Genomic DNA, 24,929 nt, shown 5'->3' on the forward strand with positions numbered 1-24,929 from the left:
AATCCCACTACATTCTACTACTTATATAATACTCGACAAGGTATTACATAAGTAGTAGAATGTTTTTATAACAAATGCAAGCGATTGGGAGGGTGCACAATGTTGAATATTGATCAGATTTTAGACGAGCTGTTAGCAAAAGACACCTACAAAAAGCATTTTCGGAAATACAAGAAAAGCATGGTGACAAACCTGTTTAAGCAACTGCGGAAAAAGTGCGGTGCCAGTGAGGTGGACGATGACCAGTTGGATTTTGCCATGCGAGAAACGGTGCGCTCGTACACCAGCGATAAAATGTCGGCCATTGGAGTATTCCGCATTTTGGAGCAGTATCTTGTGGATGTCCATGGTGCAAATTTGACGGTGCAGTTCCCTGTGATTGATGTATCCAACTCCTTCGAACGATTGATGTATCTGTCCAAAGTGTTGCAAGTGGCGGACAAAAGCGTAGACGATTTATCCGATGAATTGTGGGTGAGCACACGGACTTTGGAAGAGGATTTGGCACGGCTCCGTGGCACCGTTGACCCCATCCAAATCTGTGGCATTCCCTTTGTGGTCAACGATGTGACTAGAGGGCATGGCAAGGTGGAATTTGCGTCTACAGTGCATCCGCTCTTTCTCACTATGAACATCACCCAAGTGATGACCATGCTGAAAGGGTTGCAACATATGGCGCAAGATCCGCTGATGGCAACCTACGCCCAAGTGTCTGCCAGCCAGATTTGGATGCAACTTTCTACCTATGCCAAGGAGCGGATTTTATATGTGACAGATGCCTTGATGGCGGAGGATGCGTCGTGGTATCGCAGTTTGCAGTGGGAAGCAGATACACGGTTCCAAACGGAATCCCAGTGCAGTTGTACCGTTGGGTGCGGTGTGTTGATGAATTGTTTGAAAAATGGTAAATCGTGCTTCGTAGAGTATCAATGTGACGGCGGCGGTGTGGTGTTTTATGAAAACTGCTTTGTCAGTTTTGTAAATGGGGGCACAAGGGAAGTGGAATTGCGGTGCGACAGCGGAACGATTACCATTGCATCGGCGCAGGTGCTCCGCAGTGCCTATTCAAAAGAAGAATTGATTTAAAACTTGAAGCCCGGCTTCATAGTCGGGACGAGATGTGTGTGATAGTATATGGTTACAACAAAAAACAAAGGAGAACACACCATATGAAACACACTTTTTATCGCCCCACAGAGGTCAACTGCCAAGAGATGCAAACCATCGTTACCAAGCTGAAAATGGATTTCCAAACTTTGATTCAAGAAGATGTATCCAAAGAGGGTTGCATGGATTATGCCCAGTCTGTGGTGGCCACTGGTTTGCCACTCCCCAAAGATCCCACTATGACTTTTTGGGGTCTGCAAGATCCTCGGAGCATGCCTTCCGATGCGCGTGTTGAATTTTTCTACATGCCAACTTATTACACTGTGGCCATGTTGATTTACATGTTGGAGCAAGGGTGCATTGACAAAGAGTCCATCCCAGAGTTTGAAACGGTGTTTTGCGGTGGGCTGAAAGCGTGTGCTGGTCGTCATATGATGGGGCACGGCTATGAAAGTACAGAAGGCTTGCTAGATGCCTTGGAGATTTTCCAAGCCGCAGGTGCATTTGCATTTTGCAAAAAGCACCCCAACACTTGCCCAACATTTGTGGAATGCTTGCTGGATGGATATGATTTCATCAAACACTCCCTAGCAACCAACCGCACCCGTGGAGAATGGGGCACCGATTATGCACAGCGCATGGCCAGTTTGGTGGAGTTGGTGGAGAACGTACAAATGGGGTTTGTCATTACGGATGGGGTTTTGAAAAACTATACCAATGCTGAGACAGAGGTGATTGTGCCAGAAGGTGTCACAGAAATCGGAGGAAAAGCATTTAGAGATTGTCAAACAGTGGTTTCTGTGCAATTGCCTAGCACCGTTACCGCTATTGGGAGAGGCGCATTTTGTGATTGCACTGCGCTAGAAACCATTTGTATCCCAGATGGCATCACGGTTATTGACGAATATACCTTCGCTGGATGCGATAGCCTGCATAGTGTCACATTGCCAGCATCTTTAAAACGCATCGAAGCCAATGCATTTCTGGAGTGTGCGGCTTTGGAAGAAATTGAAATTCCCGAAGGTGTAGAATACATCATGGAAGATGCATTTTACGATTGCATTGCACTGAAAACAGTGATGATGGCTGACACTGTGCGGTATTTGGGCGGCGGTGTTTTTGAAGGCTGCACAAGCCTGAAGGATGTGGTGTTGTCTGCGAATTTGAAATGTATGGAAATGGAAGTCTTTCAGAATTGCACATCTTTGGAGCGAATCCGACTGCCTGAAACCATTGCAACGCTCGGTCGGTTTCTCTTCATCGGATGCACAAATTTGAAAACAATCGAAATCCCAGAAAGCGTGAGACCTATTTGGGAAGATGACTGCTCGTATGCTTTTGATGGTTGCGATGCCGAGGTTGTTGTTTATGAAACATGTGAGTAATAATGTGGGAATTTTAGAATGTGTTTGACTGGTGGTTTTAAAGTTCTTGTGATTAAAGAGGGAGGCTCTCACCGATATGGTGAGAGCCTCCCTCTTTGGATGCAGTGTCCTCAAAATTGAGATGGTTGTTTCGGTCTGGTCAATACTAAGAAAGGTCGTATAGAATAGCCAAGGCAATGAGTGAAAATCGTGGTACCTGACGTCCAGAGCGAGTTATGTTGGGGGATGATAGGGGGAAGCTGACACTACCCCAAAAGTAAGCTTATGCCGCCATGTTATGAGGCGGTATATTACTGATTAAGCTTACCCCTTGGGAGATAGTGGCGTGTTGGGGGATGATGGTCAAATTCACACCATGATAAAAAGTGATATGAAATGGATGAAAATATCCATTTTATATCACTTTTACTGTATGCAAAGGTTTTACACAAGTTCTGCGTGCTTCTTGTAGCGAATACGATACGAACATCTTCAGCAAGTACAATACACCGTGTTTTTGCCCTCGCCTGATTTTTTTATATATCCTAGTTCCAACATTTCCTTGATAATAGCATTGGCACGGGTCATCTTTACGTTTAGGAGAACCTCTACCTGGGCACGGCTAATGGCATCATGGGTGGCTAGATAGTCCATCACTTGCTGATGACTTTCACGGGTGGTCATAGTTGTAGCATTCACGTTGGGTAAGGTCACACGGAAAGCGCCTTGCACAGTATCAAAGCTGGGTTTGATGGGATATGCGCCGTAGGCACTCATCATTTTGCCGATGCCAATGCCGTAGGATTCTATCAATTTCATGCGATAGAATAGAGCGGCTAATTTTTCGTTCCGAGGCTGGGAGGCACCCATCATGATGGCATCAATGGACAGCCCAGAAACCAAACCACCAAGAGAAATAATCTCCAGTTTATCACTATAAATGTTGATGGCAATGCTACCACTGAAACTATAATCACGGTGGATGATGGCATTGAGTAACGCTTCACGGATGGCATCCACAGGGTAATCGCGACTATCCACACGGAGCAGACCTTCAAAGGTGGCTTTGGTAGCATTGTAGAAATCAACGCACTGATAGGCATCTGTTAATTGCTGAAATACCGAGCCACCGAATTCGTGGCGATCACGGAATATCGATTTATCTGTGCCTTGGAAAATAGCCACTTTAATGGAGTGTTTGCATTGGTTTGATACCAACAGCCCAAGGTTGGTATAGAGGCCATCTGAGGTAACGATACCAAGATTTTGTTTCTGAACCTCACCAAACTCGATGTTTCGTGTTTGCATTTCAGTTGCCAGGGTATCAAAGCTTAATGCTTGCTCCAGAGAACGATGATTTTCGAAGGAGTCACCGTCCGATAGTTTAATCATATTGCGAATAGCATCTTCGGAAGCGGGCGCAGAAGATGCCCCTTGGCGCACATAGACACCACTGGGCTTCAGACCCTTGTCGCCAAGATAATAAGGCTTTCGGGTGCCCTCGCAGACCGTTAATTTAATGATGGCTTTCTCACCGTGATAGAGCAGTTCCGTTTGGGTGAACATTGTCACATCTGGGCGAATGCTATCTCGTAAAGCATTGGTTAATTGAAGCAAGGTCTCATCCGTATTGGCAACACCAACCACTTGTCCATCATCTGTCACGCCGATATACACAATACCGCCGTAGGTATTGGCAAATGCAATAACCTCTTTCTTGATTTCTGGAATATATATCTCCTTCAATTCTACTCGTTCGGTTTCTTCAAACATGAAGCATCAACTCCTTACTATCATATTCTATCTTTCTATCACTGATAGTAACATGAATTGCGATAGAAAGCAAGAGAATTATGTCAGAGCGGCGTTGTTATTTGGAAATATCACATAATTGCACGCCAATATCAACAGCAATATCGCAAATTGTACCAAGTGCTGTTCTGTGGCCTCCTGTGTTAGTGGCAAGCTTTTTATAAACCTATCGATTGCTAAACACCACATTGACAAAAATCATAATATGGTAAACTATTTCGACAGGGCCAAATTCGAAACAATTAAGGTTAAAATTACTAAATCATAACTTAGTTATTGACTTTGCGAGCTGGGTGTGCTACTATTTTATCAATTGCAATGCACGTTTGATGCAGGAGGGGTGCTTATGTTTTTAGGAAGAAAAAACGAGCTGGCTACGCTTAATCAATTATATAGTAGGGATACATTTCAGTTTGCTGTTATATACGGCCGTCGTCGTATTGGCAAGACTGCCCTTATCAGTGAGTTTATTAAGGACAAAAAGGCAATTTATTTCACTGGCGTGGAGACCAATGCAAAGCAAAATTTGGAAAACTTCAGCCGGAATATTTTGAGTTATGAAAAGGGTATTGAAGTGGATACCTCCTTTACTAGCTTTCAATCGGCGCTTGAGTATGTGTTTGCTCTTGCCCAAAAGGAACGGCTAGTTTTGGTCATTGATGAGTACCCATATGTAGCCAGAGCGACCAAAAGCCTTGCGTCTACGCTCCAAATGCTCATTGACCAACACAAGGATCATTCTAATCTATTTTTAATTCTCTGTGGGTCATCCATGTCCTATATGGAGGACAATGTTCTGGCCTATAAAGCACCGCTCTATGGGCGCAGAACCGCACAGTTTAAAATTCAGCCCTTCACATTTCGAGAGTCCTGTGCATATTTCAAAAACTTTTCGATCATGGACAAAGCCTTGGCTTATGGCATGATGGGTGGCACGCCTCAGTATTTGCTACAACTTGATGACACCCAATCTATAGAGGATAATATCAAAAATACGTTTTTAAACCCGACCTCTTTTGTTTTTGAGGAGCCCACCAACCTGCTGAAACAAGAGGTGCGAGAAGCGGCGATTTATAATGCCATTATCACAGCCATTGCAACTGGATATACGAAGCTGTCTGAAATCTCCTCAAAAGTCGGGGAGGAAAGTAGCGTTTGTGCGGCCTATATCAAGAACTTGATAGCGCTGGGTATTGTGAAAAAAGAAATGCCTTTTAAAGAAAAAACCACCCGAAAGACCATTTATTCGTTGGAAGATAACATGTTTCGGTTTTGGTATCGCTTTGTGCCTGGCTATCAGTCTATGATTGTCAGAGGCGCTAGCGAGCTGGCTTATCATCGGATTGAACCGCACCTTTCAGCATATATGGGCGGTATTTTTGAAGAAATTTGCAAGCAGTATCTTTGGGATGTATTACTCAGCGGAAATGCACCAGTTGATTTTACAGATTTAGGTCGTTGGTGGGGGAACAATCCCAAGAAAAAGAGCCAGGAAGAAATCGATATCATGGGGGTATCTGACCACGATACCGCTCTGTTTGCTGAATGTAAATGGACAAATGAGAAGGTGGATTTAGACGTGCTTGAGACACTGATAGAGCGGAGCCAGTTGTTCCACTATGAGAAGAAGCACTACTACCTATTTTCAAAAAATGGGTTTACCAAAGGTTGTACAGATAAAGCAGCGGAGTTGGATAATGTCACGTTGATTGCCTATGCCGATATGGTGAGATAGTACAAAAACGCTATTGGTAGAGCCCTTGCTCTTTAAAAAGGAGGCAGCCCCTATGCCAAAAACATTGAAAGAATTGCTAAAAAAGGTGTCAAAAGAGGATTTGATTGCTTATTTAGAGCAGTACACAGAGTTTGACAAGGACTTGTACCGAGGACTTCTAACACGGTTTTCTCGGCCTGTGGACGGCGAAGTGGTGGAGATGCAAGAGGACATTGCCCAGCTGATCACTAGCCATACCTATCGTGATTTCATCAGTGAAAGAAATTGTGATGAGATTTGCTATGGTTTGCAAGAGTACGTCCAAATGGCGCACAATCGCATTGACCAAAAGCGGTATATGGTGGCTTACGCCATGGGTTTGCACTTGCTGAAAACTTGTATGGTATTGGCATCGGAAGCGGATTCTAGCTCTGGTTGTTTGGGGGAGACCACAGGCGAAGTGTTAGAATTGCTGGAGCGGTGTTGTCAAATGGTTGCGAACTATGGCACGACACAGGAGAAGGAAACCGTCTTCAACCAAGGCCTTGCCTTGGCAGAAGACAAGGTGTTTGACGGTTGGGGTGGAACCAATTATGAACTGTTGGAGTTTCTTTGCCCTTTGCTTACCATAGAAAATGCACCCCAATTGGAAACACTTTTGGAGCGAATGGCGCCACGGTTTGAGTGGTCTGCTAAATCAGACGAACCACTGGTGCGCCTTGCTATGAAGCAACAGTTGGAGGGCGAAGCGGCTGCCCAAGCCTACCTACTGTCTCGCTTGGATATAGAAGCCTTTCGCACAAAAGCCTATGAGAAAGCCTTTGCCCAGAAAGACTATGCCTTTGCCGTGAAGCTCTGCCGAGAAGTCACCCACAAAGATGGCCAGCAATCATACCATTGGAATCGTGTGTGGTGGGAGCGGTTGTTGGCGGTGTATGAAGCCACCAAAGATGTGGAAGGGCAGAAGCAATGGGCGATGGAAAACTTGGCCTGTGGCAATTTTACCGCTTATGAATTGCTGAAAAATTTGCACCAAGCGGATGGAACATGGGAAGATGTCTACCCAGATTTACTGGAAACTTGGGCGAAAACCTTAAATACATCCACATATATGCAGATTTTGAAAGAAGAACAGGCGTGGTCACGGCTATTGCCGTTGGTGGTGGAACGGGCAGATAGTGCCATATTGGAATACGGTCCAGTGTTGGGGCGTTATGCGCCAGAGGTGGTGCATCCGTTGATGGGAGACAAAATCCGTTCCATCTGTAAAACGGCTGATAATCGTGGGCAGTATCGCTATGTGTGTCAGTTGATTGATACTCTAATTGATTGCGGTGGCAAAGGAGAAGCGAAAAAGGTAATTGTAGACCTGCGTTGTACCTACCCACGTCGCCGTGCCTTGCAAGAGGAGCTGGGGCGAGTGGAGAAGAAGGTTTGAAGTGATGAGATAAACGATACAAAACAGCATAGTATAGATATAACCAATCTATGAAACAATAAAAACATCAGTAAATTTATTGACATTTATACTGACCTGTGATAATGTGAAGCTATGTAAAGGGGGGGCTGACTATGATGGATATGACCAACGCCATTAAAAATACAATCTCCATTTCCTTATTCAACCGAGGTTTTGCAGGGAAGATTTTCGAAGAAGTGAAAACTTCTGGTGCAAAGGTGGTTATGAAAAATAATACCGCAGAATGTGTGTTGCTTTCTCCAGACGAATATATCCAGTTGATGGAGGAAGTGAATGACGCTAGATTGCTCCAAGTGGCCAGTGAACGCATGACCCATTACAACCCCAATACCGTGATTTCTGGGGATGAAGTGTTCCGTAACCTTGGTATCAGCGATGTAGATTTGGAAAACTGCCATGAGGTTGCGTTTGAATGAATTGGGATTTAGAGTTTCTTCCAGAAGCGCAGAAGGATTTAAGCAATTTGGCTGGCAATCAGCGTATCCTTGTGGCGAAAGCCATTAAAAAGGTGCAACAAAACCCAGTTTCCGTCTATGACGGTGGGTATGGAAAGCCCCTTGGAAATAAGGGCACTTCCAATTTGGCAGGCTTTTATAAAGTGAAATTGCGGGATGCAGGGTTGCGCATTGTCTACAAGCTCATTCAAACCAAAACGTCTATGTTGGTGGTTGTGATTGGTGCTAGAGCCGATGATGAAGTGTACGAGCTTGCGCGATGTGTGAAACACGATTTATAATAAAAGCGGCAGAGCCTTTCGCGAAAGACTCTGCCGCTTTTGTGTCGAGTGCTTACCCCTTGGGAGATAGTGATGGGGTATAGCGGAAACACCCAAATTTCAACTACAAGAAAGAGGCTGTGACGAAATAAAATTTTCGCCGCAGCCTCTTTTTACGTGCATATCAAGGGAAATATTATAAAATATGCTAAAAATAATCGTAATATTCTTAATTTTGGGCATAGCAAAGCTAGGCTATCGCCCAAATGTGGAAAACTTTTCTGTTTTTAGCGCAATCTAAGCCACATCTTTTGCGTGCAATTGCGTACCACTGCGATTTTGTGCGATAATTGACTACGATAATTTGTTTTTTGATCAATTCAATTATACCAAAAAACAAGAGCGTTGCACTGATTTTCAGCGCAAGGCTCTTGCTTTTTTGAGACTATTTCGTCACCAATGTCATTAAGATAAGCCTGGGTGCTACAAGAAAAACACCCAGAACCTTTTAAAAAAAGCTTGACAATTACAAAAAAATGTGCGGTCGCCTTCATTGACCAAAGTCAATGAAGGCGACCCTTGTTATTGAGCATAACGCTGATAACAAAGGAGATGCACACATGACATTCACAACAAAAAACATAAAAAGAACACTAAAAAAATCCATAAAAGCCCTTTCGCAAAACGCTGTAAAATATGCTGAAAATCCAGAAAAAGACTTCACCCGAAATAGGAAGTTACCATTTGAAAAAGTAATTGAAACAACCTTATCTCTCACAGGAAAAACACTATATGGGGAATTATCCGAACAATTCGGCATACATTCATCCTCACCTACAGTATCCGCTTTTGTGCAACAACGAAACAAAATCAAATCAACTGCCTTCGAGGATTTATTCCACCAATTTGTTGCCGAAACAAACCAACCCATCACCCACCGTGGCTACCGCCTTTTGGCTGTGGATGGCTCTAGTTTGCACGTTCCCACCAACCCAAAGGAAGTGGATTCTTACCATCAAAAGGCCAATGACTCCAAGCCTTTTAACCTTTTGCACCTCAACGCCATGTACGATATTTTGCGCAAAACCTACGTGGATGCAACGGTTGAAAAGGGTGAAAACAAGGCCTTTGCCACCATGGTGGCACGTAATCAATCAAAAGTACCCACCATTTACATTGCTGATAGAGGCTACGAATCGTACAATAATTTCGCTCATGTGCAAGAAAGAGGGCAAAAATTCCTTGTCAGAGTGAAGGATTCTGCTTCACGCAACGGTATTTGTCACGGATTATCTTTGCCTGTTGGTGAGGAGTTTGACGTTTCACTGACGCTACACATTTCACGCAAGCAAACAGCGCAAGCCAAAAATCAAAACCTGAAATTTATCGCCCATAGTTCACCATTTGATTTTTTACCCTGCAAAACAAAGAAAAATGAAAAAATCGAGCCATATCCGTTACATATTCGCCTCGTTTGCTTTAAACTTTCTGAAAATTCTTACGAAACGGTTGCCACAAATTTGGATAAAAGTGAATTTGATTCTGCTGCCCTCAAGGATTTGTACGCCAAGCGATGGGGTATCGAAACGTCCTTCCGCTCTTTGAAATTCACCGTCGGATTGCTGTATTTTCACAGCAAAAAGACGAAGCTTCTTCTTCAAGAAATCTTCGCCAAGTTGATTATATACAATTTTACACAGTTGATAACCTCGTGCATTGCTGTAAAAAAAGTTACCAGAAAGCGGGTTTATCAAATAAATTTCGCTGTTGCCACTCAAATTTGTCGTAAATTCTTTGGGAAGAATGTACCCGTCGCCGAAGTTGAAGCCTGCATCGCAAAAAACCTAACACCCATGCGAAATTTGCCCTCAAACCCACGCAAGCGACGCAACACGAACCCCAGAACCGACACCTCTTTTTTCTATCGCTTGGCGTAATGCCACGTTATAAGGACAAGCAAGCAGATTGAAAAATCTGCTTGCTTGTCCTGCGCATTTTTAGATTCCGATGATTTTTTATTAGCTGTTCTTGCGTTTCAATAGCTTAACTTAATGACATTGATTTCGTCACAGCCCCTTTGTGGTAGAAGAAGGTGCGTGCCTGCCAGTGGCAACGGGAGCAGGGTGAACTATTGGATTGAACATCCCTCGATTTTATCATATACTGTCAATATATAATGAGTATAATGGACCCTAGAAACCAAACCAGCACTCGAAAAATTATCGTGAACGTGATACAATATCAAAAACGATAAACGAGAGGAGAACATATCATGCCACGAAGCAGTTACAGCGCCGAATATAAGGCCAAGATCGTCCTAGAAGTCCTCCAGGGTGAGAAGGAATTAAACGTTATCGCTGCCGAGCAGGGGGTTAATCCCAACATGATTCGCAACTGGAAGAAGGAATTTATATCCAATGCCAGTCAGGTTTTCGATGAGAAAAAGCAGGTCAAAGAAGCACATCGGAAGGAGGTTGCCCTGAAAAAAGAGAAGGAGCAGATGCTCCGCACCATCGGCCAATTGACACTGGAGCGAGACTTTATTCAGGGTGCCTTTCGGGACTGCGGCATCCCCGTCCCCAAGTTCCCTCAGGACTGACGCAGACCTGTCCATCCGCCGTCAATGTGAGCTGCTGGGTCTGCCCCGAGGGCAGGTCTACTACCAGCCTGTGGAGGTCGACCAGGAGGCCAAGCGCTGGCGGGAGCACATCATGGCACGCATCGACTACTGGCACACCCAAATGCCCTACATCGGCTCTCGAAAGCTGGTGACCAAGCTGGCCACCGACCAGATTTTTGTGGGTCGCAAGCTGGTTAGGCGACTGATGTGCGAGATGGGAATTCATGCTCTCTATCCCAAGGCAAATCTCTCAAAACGCAACTTTAAAGAGTCTATCGTACCATATTTGCTGAGAAATAAGGTTGTCTCGTTCCCGAATCAAGTGTGGTCAATCGACATCACTTACATCAAAATGCACCACGGGCACATGTATTTGACGGCGATTATCGACTGGTATAGCCGTCTGATTGTGGGCTGGAGTCTGTCCGATACGCTGGACACAGATAACGTCATCGCCGCTGTCCAGCGCGCAATTTCTAGCCACGGCACCCCCGCTTTTCTCAATTCTGACCAAGGATGTCAGTTCACAAGCTCCCAATATAAGGGGTTTTTGAAGGCAAATCACATTGTCCAAAGCATGGATGGTAAGTCCCGTTGGGCGGATAATATCATGATTGAGCGGTGGTTCCGTAGCCTGAAAACCGAGGAAATTTACCTCAACGAGTATCAAAATCCTAGGGTATTGCGCCGTGGAATTGGAAATTATATCAAGCAGTACAACACCTTCAGACCCCATCAAGCACTGGGAAATCAGACTCCAGAGGCCGTGTATGGGGCAGCCTTCACAACGCCAACCAACCACCTTGACAGTCTGGCACAGGCTGGTTGAGGACTGGTGGCGACGGGAGGTCGTGGGTTGTAGGCGGAGGCCGTTCCCCTCGCCTTTCCCATTGTACCAGCCTGACCCAGTCGGTCAAGGCAACCCTTCGGGCGGCTACCCTGGAGGTAACCACAACCAGGCTTGGCTCAGGAAGCAAAATAGGTTGTTGTGTTCACGATAAATTTTGAGGAAGTGGTCTTGACAGGGGGACCATTATAGAGTGCCGATGATGTAACCAGACGGAAAGGACGAATTTTATGGAATATGAGCGTATTTTAGGCAAATCCAATCATCACCACGCCGATGACAGAGAGGACAATACCCACAGCACGATTTAGCGCCTTTGGTTCTGCTTTGTTGGCAAATTTTGCCCCAAGACGGGCGAAAAACAAGGTGGATAAGACACAGGTGATGAAAATAACAGGGGTAGGCATAGAGCCTTGCATTGTAAAGTGGGAGGTGGCGCCTACTAGAGCGGTAAAGGTCATGATGAACACACTGGTACCCACTGCGGTTTTTAGCTCGTAGCCCAATATCGTGGTCAAGAGAATCAGCATCATAATGCCACCACCTGCGCCGATGAAACCACAGATAAAGCCGATGACCATACCGCACAGAATCGGTGCAATGCGTCCAATGGTACCCTCAAGTTTACGATTTTCCTTGGGCTTTTCCTCTTTGAAGGACTTCATCAAGAAGTTGACACCCATAAGCAAGGTAGCATACACGGTCATATTGCCCATGGTGGTCGATGGCACCAAATGGGCAACAAAGGCTCCGATGAGGGTGAATAGCAACACACTGATAAATAGGGATTTACTACCTTTGATGTCGATATTTTTATTTTTGCCATAGGTATAGGCAGATACAGCGCTGGCCAATATATCCGATGCCAAGGCGGTGCCGATGGCTTCAAAGGCATTGACATCTAAAAATGTCACCAACATGGGTGAGATGACGGCAGCTGCACTCATACCGGCAAAGCCAGTGCCTAAGCCAGCACCTAAGCCAGCGATGATACAAACGAGGATGGTTGTCATGGTGTTCTCCTAGCGTAAATTTTGATTGATTTGATGGATGACTTGATTGAACAATTGCAGGTCTGCGTCTGTGATGCCAGCGAAGGCTTGTGTTTGAAAGGCTTGTACGCAGAGATAGTAGCCCTGCAGAACAGGCGCACTTTTTTCTAGCAGATGCAAGCGGTACACTTTTTTATTGGTGCTTGCACCGATTTTTTCCAAATACCCACAGTTCGCCAGATGGTTGATGGCGGTTGAAACGTGGGATTTGGCATAGTCCTTCGCTTTCATAATCTGCGTAAATGTATTGCTGTCTGGCTCACCATCCAAAAAAGCCAGAATCTCAAGCTCCATAAAAGTTAAGTCATATACATCTAAAAGTTCATTGAAATATTCCTTGCGCTTGATGTTAATCCGATGAAAAACTTCTCGTGTCTCTACCATATAAAGCACCAACCTTAGTTCTGAATAGAACTTATTATAGTTCTATTCAGAACAAATGTCAAGGGTTTTAAAACTCTGCACAAAACGACCCAAAAGATAGCGCCATGCCAAAACCCGACAAGTCAAGACTTGTCGGGTTTTATAGTTTTAATCGTTACTTTTTTGCAACGATTAGCTTCTCTTTTGTATAGTCTTGATAGAGCGATGGCAGCACTTTTCACGCTAAAAACTCACTAGTGCACTCGCGCATCAGCCCAATCCGTATAGGATTCGACGTCGTTCGACACTAGTTCCATCTGACCAAACTGCGCCTTTTCTTTACGGCGAAATCAAAGGAAAAACGCAGGGCGCATATATTCTATAGCACCACGGCTGAGGCTGTATTGTATCGCCAATCGTTCCCAGTTTTCAGACACGGTTTTACAAATCTCAGAAGCTGCTTTTTCCGCTTCTTCCTCTGACAATGCAAAATACGGTGCTACTTCTCGTGCTAAATTCAAATCAATGGTATTATCGTATTCGCTGACATTTAAGGATAGTCGATTGCCGTAGGGGATGGGATTTACGTCGAACAGTGGTGACAATCGCCAGCCTTGTTTTTCTAGTAAAAAGCCATGATTGCGCAAATGGTCATCCGTATTGGATACCGCCATATTAAACACAATGCGCCGCCACAGCTCTTGCAAATCCGTGGTGGGACTGGCCCCGTGGCTGCGGATGAAGGCGGCTATATCCAGATACCCACTGCCATCATCGCCCGATGCGCCATCTGTTTTGCCAAGCATGGTCATGGCAGAGGAAAAGTGTTTACGCCGCTGGCCATTGCGGTCAAAGCGTTTCACCAAGAAGGTGCTCCCTGTTTTTGAGAAGGTCTCAAGCTTGGATTCTGGCACATCTAATCCGCATAATTTCGCTAAATCATGGACAACTTTTTCCCATGCACCACTGTTATATTCGTCGTGCTTGGAGGGGAATTTGGCAATCCAAAGACCGCCCTCGGTATCCACCACGCTGGCTTTGGGGCGAGCACCGCCCAGAGAAGAACCAGGGGCTAACAGCTGATTGAGCCACTGGGATTCCAGTCCGCTCTCGTCCTGTTCAAAGGCCAGAGACGCCTGTTCTAAGGTGCGTAAGTTGATCCAAGGTGGCGTAGCCAATCGCTGGTCATCGGATAGGAAGGCACCTCCCTCTTCTAGGGAAAATCGCAGACCACCCATACGGGAGGCATCATACACACCCAGCAAATAATCTAGGTCGGTCAACTGTCTAGGCTTGCGTTTTTCAGCTCTGGCATCTGCCGCCTCTTTTCGCTTCATCAACACCCGTCCCCAGCGGTCGGGGCAGGAGTCAGCAAAGAGACCGAAGAGTCGTTTGTCTAGAGGAGCGTATTGTCGTCCGTTGTACAATCCCAAATCAGGGTCCAAAGACTGGGTTGCTTCATAGTTGGAAAGCCATTCCTTATCATATTCAAAAGCAAAGTTTTCCTGTCCACGAATAAAGGAAATGTATAATCGCCCCATCAAGACAGGGGTGTCTGCCACCCAATCTGCGTAGACGAAAATCACCCGTTCTTGCTGTGCCATAGTGCATCACCCCCGAATTCGTTTTTTGTTGCTGAGCCCTAAATCTTGCAGTTTGCGCCCAAACGCATCATCTTTTGCCACCAGTAGCAAGTCAGCATCCAATCCGTTCAGCCCATGGAGCACAGCGGCATAGGAGCCCATAGCCACAGAGGGCGAGCCCTTTTCAATGGCGCTGAGAGTCTGTCGGCTAATGCCAGCACGTTCAGCCAGAAGCTGGCTTGATATATTGCGGCGCAGTCGTGCCAATTTGATTTGTTCGCCCATTTGGGTGAGGATGTTTTGTGTCTTAGGCATGACGATGGTTGCCTTTGTTTTCATAGTAGCATCACCTCTTATGTCGTTTATTATATGCTTTAATTTGCGTTATGTCAATAATAATTTACTTAAACTTTGTAAAAGCCTGAAACCAGTATATCTGTAGTTTGCCCGTTTATAAGGGTTGTTTTGCTAGTGGTTTGTAAGGAAATGTCTTTGCAATTTCGTTATGAATACGATATACTTTATTATACGAGGATGTGCAGTGAGGATTCATTACAGTGTGCGCCATGGATGTATCCTATTATAAAAGAAATTCGTAGCGACGATGACCAATAAAAAAGGAGACCAACCTATGATTATAAATTGCACGAAAAAACTACAAGAAGAGCTGGGTATCAAGCCAGAAAAGTTGGAAATTACTGATAGATTGTACAGTTGGCACGCCCATATTATCCGTGTCAATCGGCGAAAAACCGTGGTGTTGGTCAACGATGCCAGTCGTTATCAAGTGGTGTTGTACGGTTTGAAAGCCAAAGATTTTAAGAATTTGAGTCAGCTAATTTTAGATAGCATTGCCACGATTTTGCTGTCTGATGGGGTGAATCCACAGTTGGTGGACGTATATCTGGAACAATGTGGCTCTGTGGCGTACTCCAAAGGGCAAGGCGCCAAATACACCGCTTGGCTCAACAAAGGCTGTGAGATTGCGGAGTGGTATGGGGACGAGTGTGATGAGGGTGACTTGGTGCAACGAGCGCTTTCTCGTCGGGGTTGCTATAATCTTGGCAAGCTTGACGACAAAGATTATGCAGTGCCAGCGGAAACCTTTTATGATGCCTTAGAACAGCGATTTGGCTATCCCAAATTTTCTTGCCAAGCGGTGGTTTTGATGGCAAAATTGGATATAGAGGGCTTTGATATTTGGCGGAAAGTGGTGGTACCACTGCACTACTCCTTTGGGAAATTGCATAAAATCATGCAAACGTTGTTCCAATGGAAGGACTATCATTTGCATGAGTTTATGTTGCTGGAAGAGGAAAAACCGCTGATTTGCTTGGTGTTAGACGAGGAAATGGTGTACGATGTGGCACCGATGAAAGCAGAAATAGAAACAGGGATTTTGTTATCAAAATACCTGCCTAAATGCAAAAAACTGGTGTATACCTACGATTTTGGTGACAACTGGGAGCATATAATCACAGTGGACAAGGTGCTCTTTGACTATGATAAAAACCACGCCCTTTGCCTAGATGGCGCAGGCGTAGCGCCACCAGAAGACGTGGGTGGCGCAGGCAGTTTCGCCGAATATATGGAAGTCAAAAACGACCCAAATCACCCTGCATATGACCAGATGCGCCAATGGGCTGGCACCCAATGGGATGCCAAGTTTGACATGGAGGAGTTGAATAGAACCCTCCGCTGGCGATTTAAGCGGTGAGGGTGTTTTATAATTGAATAAGAGCGCATCCGTGATACACCGCACTTCACACTACCCCCCAAAGTAAGCTTATACCCCCCTGTTATGAGGCGGTATATCACTGATTAAGCTTACCCCTTGGGAGATAGTGATGGGGGTGTCGCAGATAGCCGAATTTTAACTACAACAAAAAGTGATATAAAATGGATAAAATTATCCATTTTATATCACTTTTCACGCCTAAAAATCACTAGCGCACTCGTACATCAGCCCAATCCGCGTCGATTCGACAGGGTTCGACAATCCAATGGCCATTCCGTATTTATTGAACACAATGTTTCCACAGCTCCTGCAAATCCTCCGTAGGGCTGGCTCCGTGACTACGAATGAAAGCTGCGATATCTAAAATAACTGTTGCTGTCACCGCCTGATGCACTATCTCTTTTGCCCAGCATGATGGCGATGCCACCCAACAGCTCTGCCCCTGTCATCACTGTTTTTTCAATCACTTCACAGGTGAGGGCGCCCAATCCAACAGCCAACGCCCCAGAGGAGCCACGAAACCCCATGGTGGCGATGCCGTCATCGCTTTTGTAATGGAATTTGCAATCATAACACGTATTCCTTGAGTAGTTGTTGCGCCGCTGGGCTCGTCAAATATATACTCATACGCATACTCCCACGCCTCTAGCGATTAGTTGTTCATCGGGGTCTGCGTCATATATTGTTTTAACTTCGAGCGGTACTCGAGCGAACGCAAATCGGATAAGTAATCGCACTTTAATTCTTGGTGTAGATCTTCCAAAATATGCTCTTGTTTTTCCACAAAACTCACCTTAAAATATTAAAATCGCTGGTGCGGCAATGTGAATGTCCCAACTCTACAACGCGCTATTCATCATGCAACTTCTTCAAATTGGCTATTGTAAAGTTCAGCGTAGAAGCCTTTTTTACTCAAAAGCTCCTCATGGCTGCCGCTTTCTATGATATTTCCATCCTTCATAACCAAAATTACATCGGCGTTTTTAATGGTGGACAATCGATGCGCAATGATAAAGGAGGTTCTTCCGTTGGACAATTTATCCATGGCCTTGCCAATGAGCAACTCAGTGCGTGTATCAACCGAGCTTGTCGCCTCATCCAAAATCAGCAACTCGGATTTTTTCACCATAGCACGTGCAATGGTCAGTAACTGTTTCTCGCCTGTGGAGAGGGTGGCATTGCTCATAACGGTGTCATAGCCTTGTGGCATCGTCATAATGGTGCGATGGATGCCCACCGATTTGCAGGCTTCAACGACTTCATCTTTGGTAACCACTTGATTGTATGCGATGTTTTCCAGAATAGAGCCTTCAAACATCCATGTATCCTGTAGTACCATGGAAAACACATCATGCAGGCTTTCTCTTGTAATCGAACGAATTGGAATGCCATCAATGGCAATCTCGCCGCTGGTCACTTCATAAAAGCGCATCAGCAGATTTACCATGGTTGTTTTGCCAGCACCAGTGGGGCCCACAATCGCAACTTTTTCACCTGCTTTGATTTCTGCACTAAAGTCTGTGATAATCATTTTTTCTGGCTTATATCCAAATGTCACATGTTTGAAGCTGACATCGCCTCTGACATTTTTAAGGCTTACGGCGTTGGTTTCCTCCTGTGACAGATCTTCCTCGCCCAGAAATTCAAACACACGCTCACTTGCAGCAGCAGCAGACTGTAGTGTTGTCATCGACTGCGCCAGTGTGGCAAGGGGTTGGGTAAATAGGCGAACATACAAGATAAATGCCACAATGACGCTGAACGAAATACTACCGTTTAACACCAGCAACGCACCCACAATACACACAACCACATAAGCGAAGTCGCCCGTAAAGTTCATGATTGGCATCATCATGCCAGATAGAAATTGAGCTTTCCATGCGGATTGATATAAGCGCTCATTCTTTTCTTGGAAGTGTTTTTCAACAAACCCTTCCTTGTTATATGCTTTGATAATAGAGTGACCTGTGTACGTTTCTTCCACATGGCCATTTAGATCACCAAGGCTGGATTGTTGCTGTATAAAATACCCTTGGGATTTGGCAATAATAACACCCATCAGAGAAAAACCCAATAGGGTAGAAACCAACGCAGACACACCCATAATCCAGTTTGTGTATAACATCAGAAGCAGTGCGCCACCAAAGTTTAATACGCCACTGACGATGGAGGACATACTCTGGTTTAAGCTGGTGCCGATGGTGTCAATATCATTGACAAAACGGCTGAGTGTATCACCATAAGAAGTGCCATCGAAATAGGCCAGAGGAATACGATTCAATTTGCTTGTCATTTCTGTACGCAGTTTTTTGCAAATTTTCTGAGACACAACCGCCATGATACTGCCTTGTAAAAATCCAAACACGAGATTCAAGCTATAGAGAACCGCTAGGAAGATGCCGATGCTTGCGACGGCTTCTAAGTCGATGCCATCGGACATACCTGCCAAAATCAAATTTGTAATTTCACTTAATCGGCTCGGCCCCATCAATGCAAAGATGGAGGCTGAGATGCCAAGCATGATTGCAATTACAATGAAAATTGTATAGCGACCGCAATATGCAAATAGTTTTTTAAGACTGCCTGTAAAATCCTTTGCTTTATCTCCAGGGCGTCCGCCTGCACCGGGAGGGCCACCTGCGGGGGCGCCTGGAGGGGCAAAGCCTGGCGCTGTGCTTTGGGGTTTTTGTTCTTGGTTATGCATAGCCAAGTTCCTCCTTGGAAAGCTGAGATTCCGCAATTTCACGGTACAGTTCATTTTGCAACAATAGGTCTGTGTGTGTTCCAATTCCAGCCACACGACCTTGATCGATTACAATAATTTGATTTGCATCTTTGACTGTGCTAATTCTTTGGGCAACGATTAGTTTTGTTGCCCCCTTGGTTTCTGTGGCTAGTTTCTCTCTGAGCATCCGATCTGTTCGATAATCCAGAGCTGAGAAGCAGTCGTCGAAAATATAGAGTTCGGCATTTTTATATAGAGCCCGTGCAATGGAAACTCTCTGCTTTTGTCCACCCGAAAGATTGAGTCCCCCTTGGGATACTCTACCATCAAGGCCGATTTTATCTACAAAATCTGTGGCCTGTGCGATTTCCACCGCTTTGTCCAGTCTGTCTTTTGATACATTCTCTTCCATACCAAATGCGATATTAGACGTGATGTCACCATTGAAAAGCACCGCTGTTTGAGACACAAACCCTAATTTTTCACGTAGTGCGTGTTGGGTATATGCCTTAATATTGATGCCATCAATCAATATTTCCCCTTCGTCTACGTCGTAATAGCGTAAAATCAGTTTGGCAATGGTGCTTTTACCACTGCCTGTGGCACCGATAAATGCGGCAGTTTCACCCTTTTTAATACAAAAGGAGATAGAATCCAACACTTTTTCATCGCCGTCTGCATAAGAGAAGGACACATTCTTAAACTCAATGGCTACAGGGAACGCCGTATCGCCAGATACTTCGGTACCGTCTTTAATTTTGTTATTGAATGTAATTACTTCGTCTATGCGAGAAAGGGCGACAAGGGTACGAGGTAGCATCATAAAAATCACAGTGAGTACCATAAAGGATAGGATAATCATAATGGAATAGGAGGAGAACACCACCATATCCGAAAAAATAATCAGTGCGGCATCGGCACTGCCAGATTCACTGATCAAAGCCGCACCAATCCAGTAAACAGCCAGCGTGATGGCTGACATGAGACTTGACATAAAGGGATTCAAAAACGCCATCGTGGCATTGACAAAGGAATTGGTCTGTGCCACATCCTGATTGGTCTTTTCAAATTTTTCTTCGTGATATACTTCTGCATTATACGCACGCACCACACGAACCCCAGTTAAATGCTCCCGAATCACGGTGTTTAGACTGTCAATGATTTTCTGCAATTTTCTGGATTTTGGAATTGTCAGTGCCAAAAGAATGCCGATGACACACAAGAATAGAACCACGGCTACAATGGCGATTAAAGAAAATGAGGGGTTATTGGTGGAAATTTTATTGATTGCAAACAGGCACATAAAAGGTGCTCGAATCAAGATGACAAACCCCATACATAGGGTCATTTGAATTTGGGTAATATCATTGGTTGTGCGTGTGATTAAACTGGCAGTTGAGAAATTGGTCATGTCTGCCATGGAAAATGAGTTTATTTTTTTGTAAATATCCCCTCTCATCTTCATACAAGCTTTCGTTGCCACTTTTGCGGCACAAAATCCCGTTAAAAAAGTAATGAGTAGACTGGAAATAGAACAAAACAGCATATAACCGCCAACTGTTAAAATTTCTGTCATGGTGCTGCCCGCAGTTTGGACTAAGATTGTCACTTCGCTCATGTACGCGGGGATTTTCAAATCCAGTAACACCTGAATAATTACAAATCCAACGGTAATTGCTAACAGCATCCATTCCTTCTTCGTGAAGCTCTTAAATACTCTGGACATATGATTCTCCTATCGTTTGCGCTGATATTATGCTAGTTCTTCATCCTTGCTGCGCAGTGTTTTGTAAACATTCACGCATAAAATAATGGTTAAAATAAGGGTCAACACATCTGAAATTGGCTGTGCCCATAGCAAACCATCTAGCCCCATGCTGTAGTTCATGATGAATACGAGTGGCACGAAAATAATGCCTTGACGGCATGCGTTTGACACAAGAGAAGCTTTTTCTGCACCCATTGCGCCAAGTGCATTGACCAATACGTTGAACACGCCCAATAAAAAGCCAGTGCTCAATAGAATTTGAGAGAAGTAATATGCGTAGGAAAACGCTTCTTCGTCGGTTAAAAATGCGCCTGCAATCTGAGTGAGTCCAGCATAACAGAAAACCGTCATGACAACACCAATGGCTAAGCCAAATAGGAGGGAAAACTTCAAGATAGCCCGAAATCTATCCCAATCTTTAGAGCCTACACAAAAGCCTAAAATTGGTTGCACCCCTTGACCCAGACCAACACACAGCATCCAGCTAATCAAAATAATCTTCATGGCAACACCAACGCCTGCAACAGCAAGTTCGCCATAATCTGACATAAGAAGATTGATTATAATTTGCGATACGGTCGTAAATATGATGCCAAGAGAGGCGGGAATACCAATGGCAAGCACATTTCTGCATACCTTTTCTTTTACCGTAAAGTCTTTGAGTGAGACGCTCAAGTTGCTTTTCCCTTTTACAAAGAACAAAATATAGTACAGACCAGAGCAAATATTACCAATAGATGTTGCGATTGCCGCACCGGGTACATTCATCCCTAATACCAGAATGAAAATTGGGTCCAGCACAATGTTTACGATATTGCCGGCCATCATACCCATCATTGCTTTTTGTACATTTCCTTCTGCTCTTAGAACATTGGAAAAACAAGTTTGAAGGATGATAAACGGACCACTTATGGCAAGAATAGAAATGTAGTCGCCAACCATTTGCACAGTGGTGTCGCTGGTGGCACCAAGTTTTACGGCGATATCTTCTGCGAATACACATATAAGTATCGACACAACCACGCCGACAACAACGCTTGCCACGAAAGAAAACGTAGCCACTTTGTTGGCGTATGCCTTGTTGCCAGCTCCCAATGCTCGTGAAATTACGGACGCACCGCCCATACCAAAAATAGTACCAAGCGAAATAAATACCAAGAAAACAGGGGTTGCGAGAGATACTGACGTGACCTGAAGGGCTTCACCCGTTTGACCTACAAAAAACAGGTCGGCCATGTTATAGATTAGAACCATTATCATAGCGAGAATGGCTGGGATTGTGTTCTTTAACACAAATTTAGGGATTGATTGTTCGTTCATGTAGACTCCTTGTATTCCTCGAAAGGTGATTTTTTATTAGATAACAGACGTGTTAATCCGTTATTTTCCGCAATGATTCCATTAATGCTTGCACTTCTTCCTCTGTGAGTTTTGCAAACAACTCCTTTTGAAGGTCTTCCATATGTGCATGGGAGGCATCCGAAGAAACTTTCCCCAATTCTGTGATGGACAGCAGTTTAACCCGTTTGTCGGATGGATCTGTAAATGTCTTTACAAACCCGCGTGCCTCAAGCCGTGCAATCATGCTTGCAGCACTGGACTGCGCCACTTTAGACACCGACTCTATCTCTTTGTACGATGCGGTGAAGTCTTCTTTGTGGCGCAAATATCCCAAGATATGCCCCTGTGTTAACGTGAGACCCAAGTCCTTTAATTTGGCATCCCCGTTTTTTTCGATCATCTCACTAATTTGTCTAAAATAGCGCAAAAACAAAATATCATATGCCATAATATCTTCCTCATTTCATTATATTTGACTGTAATGAAATGAGTATACTACATTCAATGGTATACTGTCAATAGTATACTGTTGGATTTTTTAAAGTAAAATATTTTTAGAAATTCATAGATTGAAATTATAACAACTTCACACCATAACGCACCTCAAATAAATAGCGAGGGCAACGTAATCGCTGTCCTCGCTTGTAATTGTTATTTGATTTTATCGTGCTTAAGCTTCAACTTCAGTCGTGTAAAGTGCATTTAAAATAATTTCAACAGCACCTTTTACTCCTACTGTCGAAGTATCAATGCAAAGGTCATAATTGCTCATATCCATCCATTTTTGGTCAGTGTAATATTCGTAATACATAGAACGTTTTTTATCAACCTTTTGAATGTCATCTTTCATTTTCGTCGCTGATTTCACACCGACATCTTGGGGTACTTTATCATAGCAACGTTTAATACGAGCGTCCATATCTGAAGAATATATAAAAACTTTAAATGGATTTTCATCACTTAAAATGTAGTTGGCACATCTACCCATGATAACAGCACTCTCTTTTTTAGCGATTTGTTGCAATATTTCCGACTGTACATTTAGCAGTTGTGTTATCGGAGAATTATTGTAAGTAGTAAATGTTTGACCAAAGGTGAATACATAATTTTTAATGCTTGTTTCGTCAAACTCGGATACGAAATTTTGACTAAAACCGCTTTTTTCTGCAATTGCACTAAGCAATTCTTTGTCATAATAAGCAATGTCTAAAGCATCTGCAAGACGTTTGCCAACTTCACGTCCACCACTAGCAAATTGTCTGTTAATTGTGATTGGTCTATTTACAAGCAAACCTTCTTTTTTCACAAAAGCAGAAAGTTCGGTGTGCTCTTTTGATTTTTCTATGACTTTATCAGTAACTTTTAGTTCACTCATAACTTTTTTCATTGCTATAATAACTGCAAATAATGATATTATATCAGCAATAGGTGCAGCGTAAAGTGTACCTGGGGGATGCGGACATAATCCTGGACCATTAGGGAGGAACAGATATGTTTTCATACGAGGATCGCAGGAAGGCTGTGGAGTTGTATATTGCCAATGGGTATCGTGTAGGTTTGGTGATAAAGGAGCTAGGCTACCCGTCTCCCAATGCATTACGAGCATGGCATAGAGAGTATGAGGAGACTGGAGGTCTCAAGGAGGCATCTGTTCATAAACCCCACTTTTCACCTGAACAGATAGATGTAGCGGTTGACCATTATTTTGCCAACGGTCAGTCGTACAGAGGAACTTCTCGTGCCCTAGGATATCCTAACCACATGATGCTGGCGAAGTGGGTAGCATCTTCAGGTAAACGTCCCAAGCAGGATTGCATAAGAGCCTCTCGTGTGGTACGCTATAGCCAAGAGGAAAAGCAAGCCGCAATCTTGGAATGGGTATCTGGTGTCCCTGATTACAAAGTAGCTGCCCAGCGACATATCAGTCGTGCAACCCTCTATAATTGGAAGAAACAGTTTCTTCCAGACAGGAGGTCGTGCCCTATGCCAAAAAAGGAAGCTAAGCACATCACAGTTGATAATTGTCTCGAACTTCATGAACTCTTGGAAGAACACAAAGCGCTGAAAAAGTTGTTCGTAGACTGATGTCTGAGGAAGACTTGAAGTCTTATCGCCCCAAGCAAAAGAAATATAGCTCTTACGCAGGGGAAATCGATGGGGCTCCTAAAAATATGGTGGCAAGAAATTTCCACGCTGAGACACCTAATTCACTCTGGCTCACAGATATCACAGAATTTCCGCTACCTGCAGGGAAAGTATACCTATCTCCCGTTATAGACTGTTTTGACGGAATGGCAGTCAGTTGAACCATTGGATGTAGCCCCACCGCTGAGTTGGCCAACACCATGCTAGAGCAGGCTATCGGCCAGCTTCCAGTGGGAGCACAGCCGATTATTCACTCTGACCGTGGCGGTCATTACCGCTGGCCGAAATGGGTAGATATTGTGAATAAGGCCAATCTAACACGATCTATGTCACGCAAAGGGTGTTCACCTGATAATTCCGCCTGCGAAGGTTTCTTTGGGCGCATCAAGAACGAAATGTTCTACGGACGGTCATGGCTCGGCGTCTCTGTAGATGCGTTCATAGCCGAGTTAGACGATTATTTACATTGGTATAACGAGGACAGAATTAAGCTGTCCCTAGGGGTAATGAGCCCACGAGACTATAGACAAAAACTTGGATTGATTTGAATTTAGT

General features: G+C 44.3%; 22 protein-coding genes and 1 pseudogene. 12 read left to right on the forward strand and 11 right to left on the reverse strand.

Annotation, left to right across the window (positions count from 1 at the left end; genetic code table 11):
• Nucleotides 1-99 precede the first annotated feature (99 nt).
• Together RFF05_RS12935 and RFF05_RS12940 are read left to right on the forward strand one after the other, a co-directional pair.
• Nucleotides 100-1,086 carry a hypothetical protein gene (locus RFF05_RS12935; RefSeq protein ID WP_409967484.1) on the forward strand — a complete coding sequence of 329 codons (987 nt, stop codon included), beginning with the start codon at nt 100-102 and terminating at the stop codon, nt 1,084-1,086.
• Nucleotides 1,087-1,169: 83 nt separating this feature from the next.
• On the forward strand, nt 1,170-2,492 hold the full coding sequence (locus RFF05_RS12940) for a leucine-rich repeat domain-containing protein (RefSeq protein ID WP_409967485.1): 1,323 nt from the start codon (nt 1,170-1,172) through the stop codon (nt 2,490-2,492).
• Between the two features lie 471 nt (nt 2,493-2,963).
• Here RFF05_RS12940 and RFF05_RS12945 read toward each other — a convergent pair whose 3' ends face one another.
• Nucleotides 2,964-4,244, reverse strand: a complete 1,281-nt coding sequence (locus tag RFF05_RS12945; RefSeq protein ID WP_409967486.1) for an RNA-binding domain-containing protein — start codon at nt 4,242-4,244, stop codon at nt 2,964-2,966.
• A 385-nt stretch (nt 4,245-4,629) separates the two neighbouring features.
• On the opposite strand from RFF05_RS12945, the gene RFF05_RS12950 reads away from it, so the two are divergent.
• The 7 genes from RFF05_RS12950 (at nt 4,630) to RFF05_RS12980 (ending at nt 11,641) form a co-directional block, all read left to right on the forward strand.
• Nucleotides 4,630-6,018, forward strand: coding sequence for an ATP-binding protein (locus tag RFF05_RS12950; RefSeq protein ID WP_409967487.1), 1,389 nt, complete (start codon nt 4,630-4,632; stop codon nt 6,016-6,018).
• A gap of 52 nt (nt 6,019-6,070) precedes the next feature.
• Entirely contained in the window at nt 6,071-7,435 is a 1,365-nt protein-coding gene (locus RFF05_RS12955; protein WP_409967488.1) for a hypothetical protein, read from the forward strand.
• Between the two features lie 134 nt (nt 7,436-7,569).
• Nucleotides 7,570-7,893 carry a type II toxin-antitoxin system Phd/YefM family antitoxin gene (locus RFF05_RS12960; protein ID WP_409967489.1) on the forward strand — a complete coding sequence of 108 codons (324 nt, stop codon included), beginning with the start codon at nt 7,570-7,572 and terminating at the stop codon, nt 7,891-7,893.
• Nucleotides 7,890-8,213 carry a type II toxin-antitoxin system RelE family toxin gene (locus RFF05_RS12965; protein ID WP_409967490.1) on the forward strand — a complete coding sequence of 108 codons (324 nt, stop codon included), beginning with the start codon at nt 7,890-7,892 and terminating at the stop codon, nt 8,211-8,213. The genes RFF05_RS12960 and RFF05_RS12965 overlap by 4 nt, the downstream gene beginning before the upstream one ends.
• A 545-nt stretch (nt 8,214-8,758) precedes the next feature.
• Complete coding sequence (locus tag RFF05_RS12970; protein ID WP_409966964.1) at nt 8,759-10,129, forward strand: IS4 family transposase; 1,371 nt, start codon at nt 8,759-8,761, stop codon at nt 10,127-10,129.
• Nucleotides 10,130-10,464: 335 nt separating this feature from the next.
• On the forward strand, nt 10,465-10,791 hold the full coding sequence (locus RFF05_RS12975; RefSeq protein WP_409967432.1) for a transposase: 327 nt from the start codon (nt 10,465-10,467) through the stop codon (nt 10,789-10,791).
• The gene (locus RFF05_RS12980; RefSeq protein WP_409967433.1) at nt 10,742-11,641 is read left to right on the forward strand and encodes an IS3 family transposase; all 900 of its coding nucleotides are present in this window, start codon (nt 10,742-10,744) and stop codon (nt 11,639-11,641) included. The genes RFF05_RS12975 and RFF05_RS12980 overlap by 50 nt, the downstream gene beginning before the upstream one ends.
• Before the next feature lie 266 nt (nt 11,642-11,907).
• On the opposite strand, the gene RFF05_RS12985 is transcribed toward RFF05_RS12980, so the two are convergent.
• From RFF05_RS12985 to RFF05_RS13000, 4 genes are all read right to left on the reverse strand, one after another.
• Entirely contained in the window at nt 11,908-12,672 is a 765-nt protein-coding gene (locus RFF05_RS12985) for a sulfite exporter TauE/SafE family protein (protein WP_409967491.1), read from the reverse strand.
• A 9-nt stretch (nt 12,673-12,681) separates the two neighbouring features.
• Entirely contained in the window at nt 12,682-13,095 is a 414-nt protein-coding gene (locus RFF05_RS12990) for a MarR family winged helix-turn-helix transcriptional regulator (RefSeq protein WP_409967492.1), read from the reverse strand.
• A gap of 329 nt (nt 13,096-13,424) precedes the next feature.
• Nucleotides 13,425-14,678: a type II toxin-antitoxin system HipA family toxin gene (locus RFF05_RS12995; RefSeq protein ID WP_409967493.1), complete on the reverse strand. Its 1,254-nt coding sequence runs from the start codon at nt 14,676-14,678 to the stop codon at nt 13,425-13,427.
• Nucleotides 14,679-14,684: 6 nt separating this feature from the next.
• Nucleotides 14,685-14,996, reverse strand: a complete 312-nt coding sequence (locus RFF05_RS13000) for a helix-turn-helix transcriptional regulator (protein WP_409967494.1) — start codon at nt 14,994-14,996, stop codon at nt 14,685-14,687.
• 292 nt (nt 14,997-15,288) lie between these two features.
• Here RFF05_RS13000 and RFF05_RS13005 point away from each other — a divergent pair, with 292 nt between their 5' ends.
• A complete protein-coding gene (locus RFF05_RS13005; protein ID WP_409967495.1) occupies nt 15,289-16,374 on the forward strand; it encodes a plasmid pRiA4b ORF-3 family protein in 1,086 nt (361 codons plus the stop codon).
• 359 nt (nt 16,375-16,733) lie between these two features.
• On the opposite strand, the gene RFF05_RS13010 is transcribed toward RFF05_RS13005, so the two are convergent.
• The 6 genes from RFF05_RS13010 to RFF05_RS13035 form a co-directional block, all read right to left on the reverse strand.
• On the reverse strand, nt 16,734-16,922 hold the full coding sequence (locus RFF05_RS13010; protein ID WP_409967496.1) for a hypothetical protein: 189 nt from the start codon (nt 16,920-16,922) through the stop codon (nt 16,734-16,736).
• A 329-nt stretch (nt 16,923-17,251) separates the two neighbouring features.
• Nucleotides 17,252-19,099 (reverse strand): ABC transporter ATP-binding protein, encoded by a 1,848-nt coding sequence (locus RFF05_RS13015; RefSeq protein ID WP_409967497.1) that lies wholly within the window; start codon nt 19,097-19,099, stop codon nt 17,252-17,254.
• The gene (locus tag RFF05_RS13020) at nt 19,092-20,846 is read right to left on the reverse strand and encodes an ABC transporter ATP-binding protein (protein WP_409967498.1); all 1,755 of its coding nucleotides are present in this window, start codon (nt 20,844-20,846) and stop codon (nt 19,092-19,094) included. Before RFF05_RS13020 ends, RFF05_RS13015 begins: the two co-directional genes overlap by 8 nt.
• A 27-nt stretch (nt 20,847-20,873) precedes the next feature.
• A complete protein-coding gene (locus tag RFF05_RS13025) occupies nt 20,874-22,208 on the reverse strand; it encodes an MATE family efflux transporter (protein WP_409967499.1) in 1,335 nt (444 codons plus the stop codon).
• 52 nt (nt 22,209-22,260) lie between these two features.
• Nucleotides 22,261-22,677 (reverse strand): MarR family winged helix-turn-helix transcriptional regulator, encoded by a 417-nt coding sequence (locus tag RFF05_RS13030; RefSeq protein WP_409967500.1) that lies wholly within the window; start codon nt 22,675-22,677, stop codon nt 22,261-22,263.
• 222 nt (nt 22,678-22,899) lie between these two features.
• Nucleotides 22,900-23,730 (reverse strand): AAA family ATPase, encoded by an 831-nt coding sequence (locus RFF05_RS13035; protein ID WP_409967501.1) that lies wholly within the window; start codon nt 23,728-23,730, stop codon nt 22,900-22,902.
• 263 nt (nt 23,731-23,993) lie between these two features.
• Here RFF05_RS13035 and RFF05_RS13040 point away from each other — a divergent pair, with 263 nt between their 5' ends.
• On the forward strand, nt 23,994-24,314 hold the full coding sequence (locus RFF05_RS13040) for a transposase (protein ID WP_409970117.1): 321 nt from the start codon (nt 23,994-23,996) through the stop codon (nt 24,312-24,314).
• Nucleotides 24,290-24,922: pseudogene (locus tag RFF05_RS13045) on the forward strand (IS3 family transposase); the annotation flags it as partial. The gene RFF05_RS13040 and the pseudogene RFF05_RS13045, both read left to right, overlap by 25 nt.
• Between the last annotated feature and the right edge of the window lie 7 nt (nt 24,923-24,929).

The sequence above is a fragment of the Bengtsoniella intestinalis genome, assembly GCF_039719005.1.
GTDB lineage: Bacteria > Bacillota > Clostridia > Oscillospirales > Oscillospiraceae > Oscillibacter > Oscillibacter intestinalis.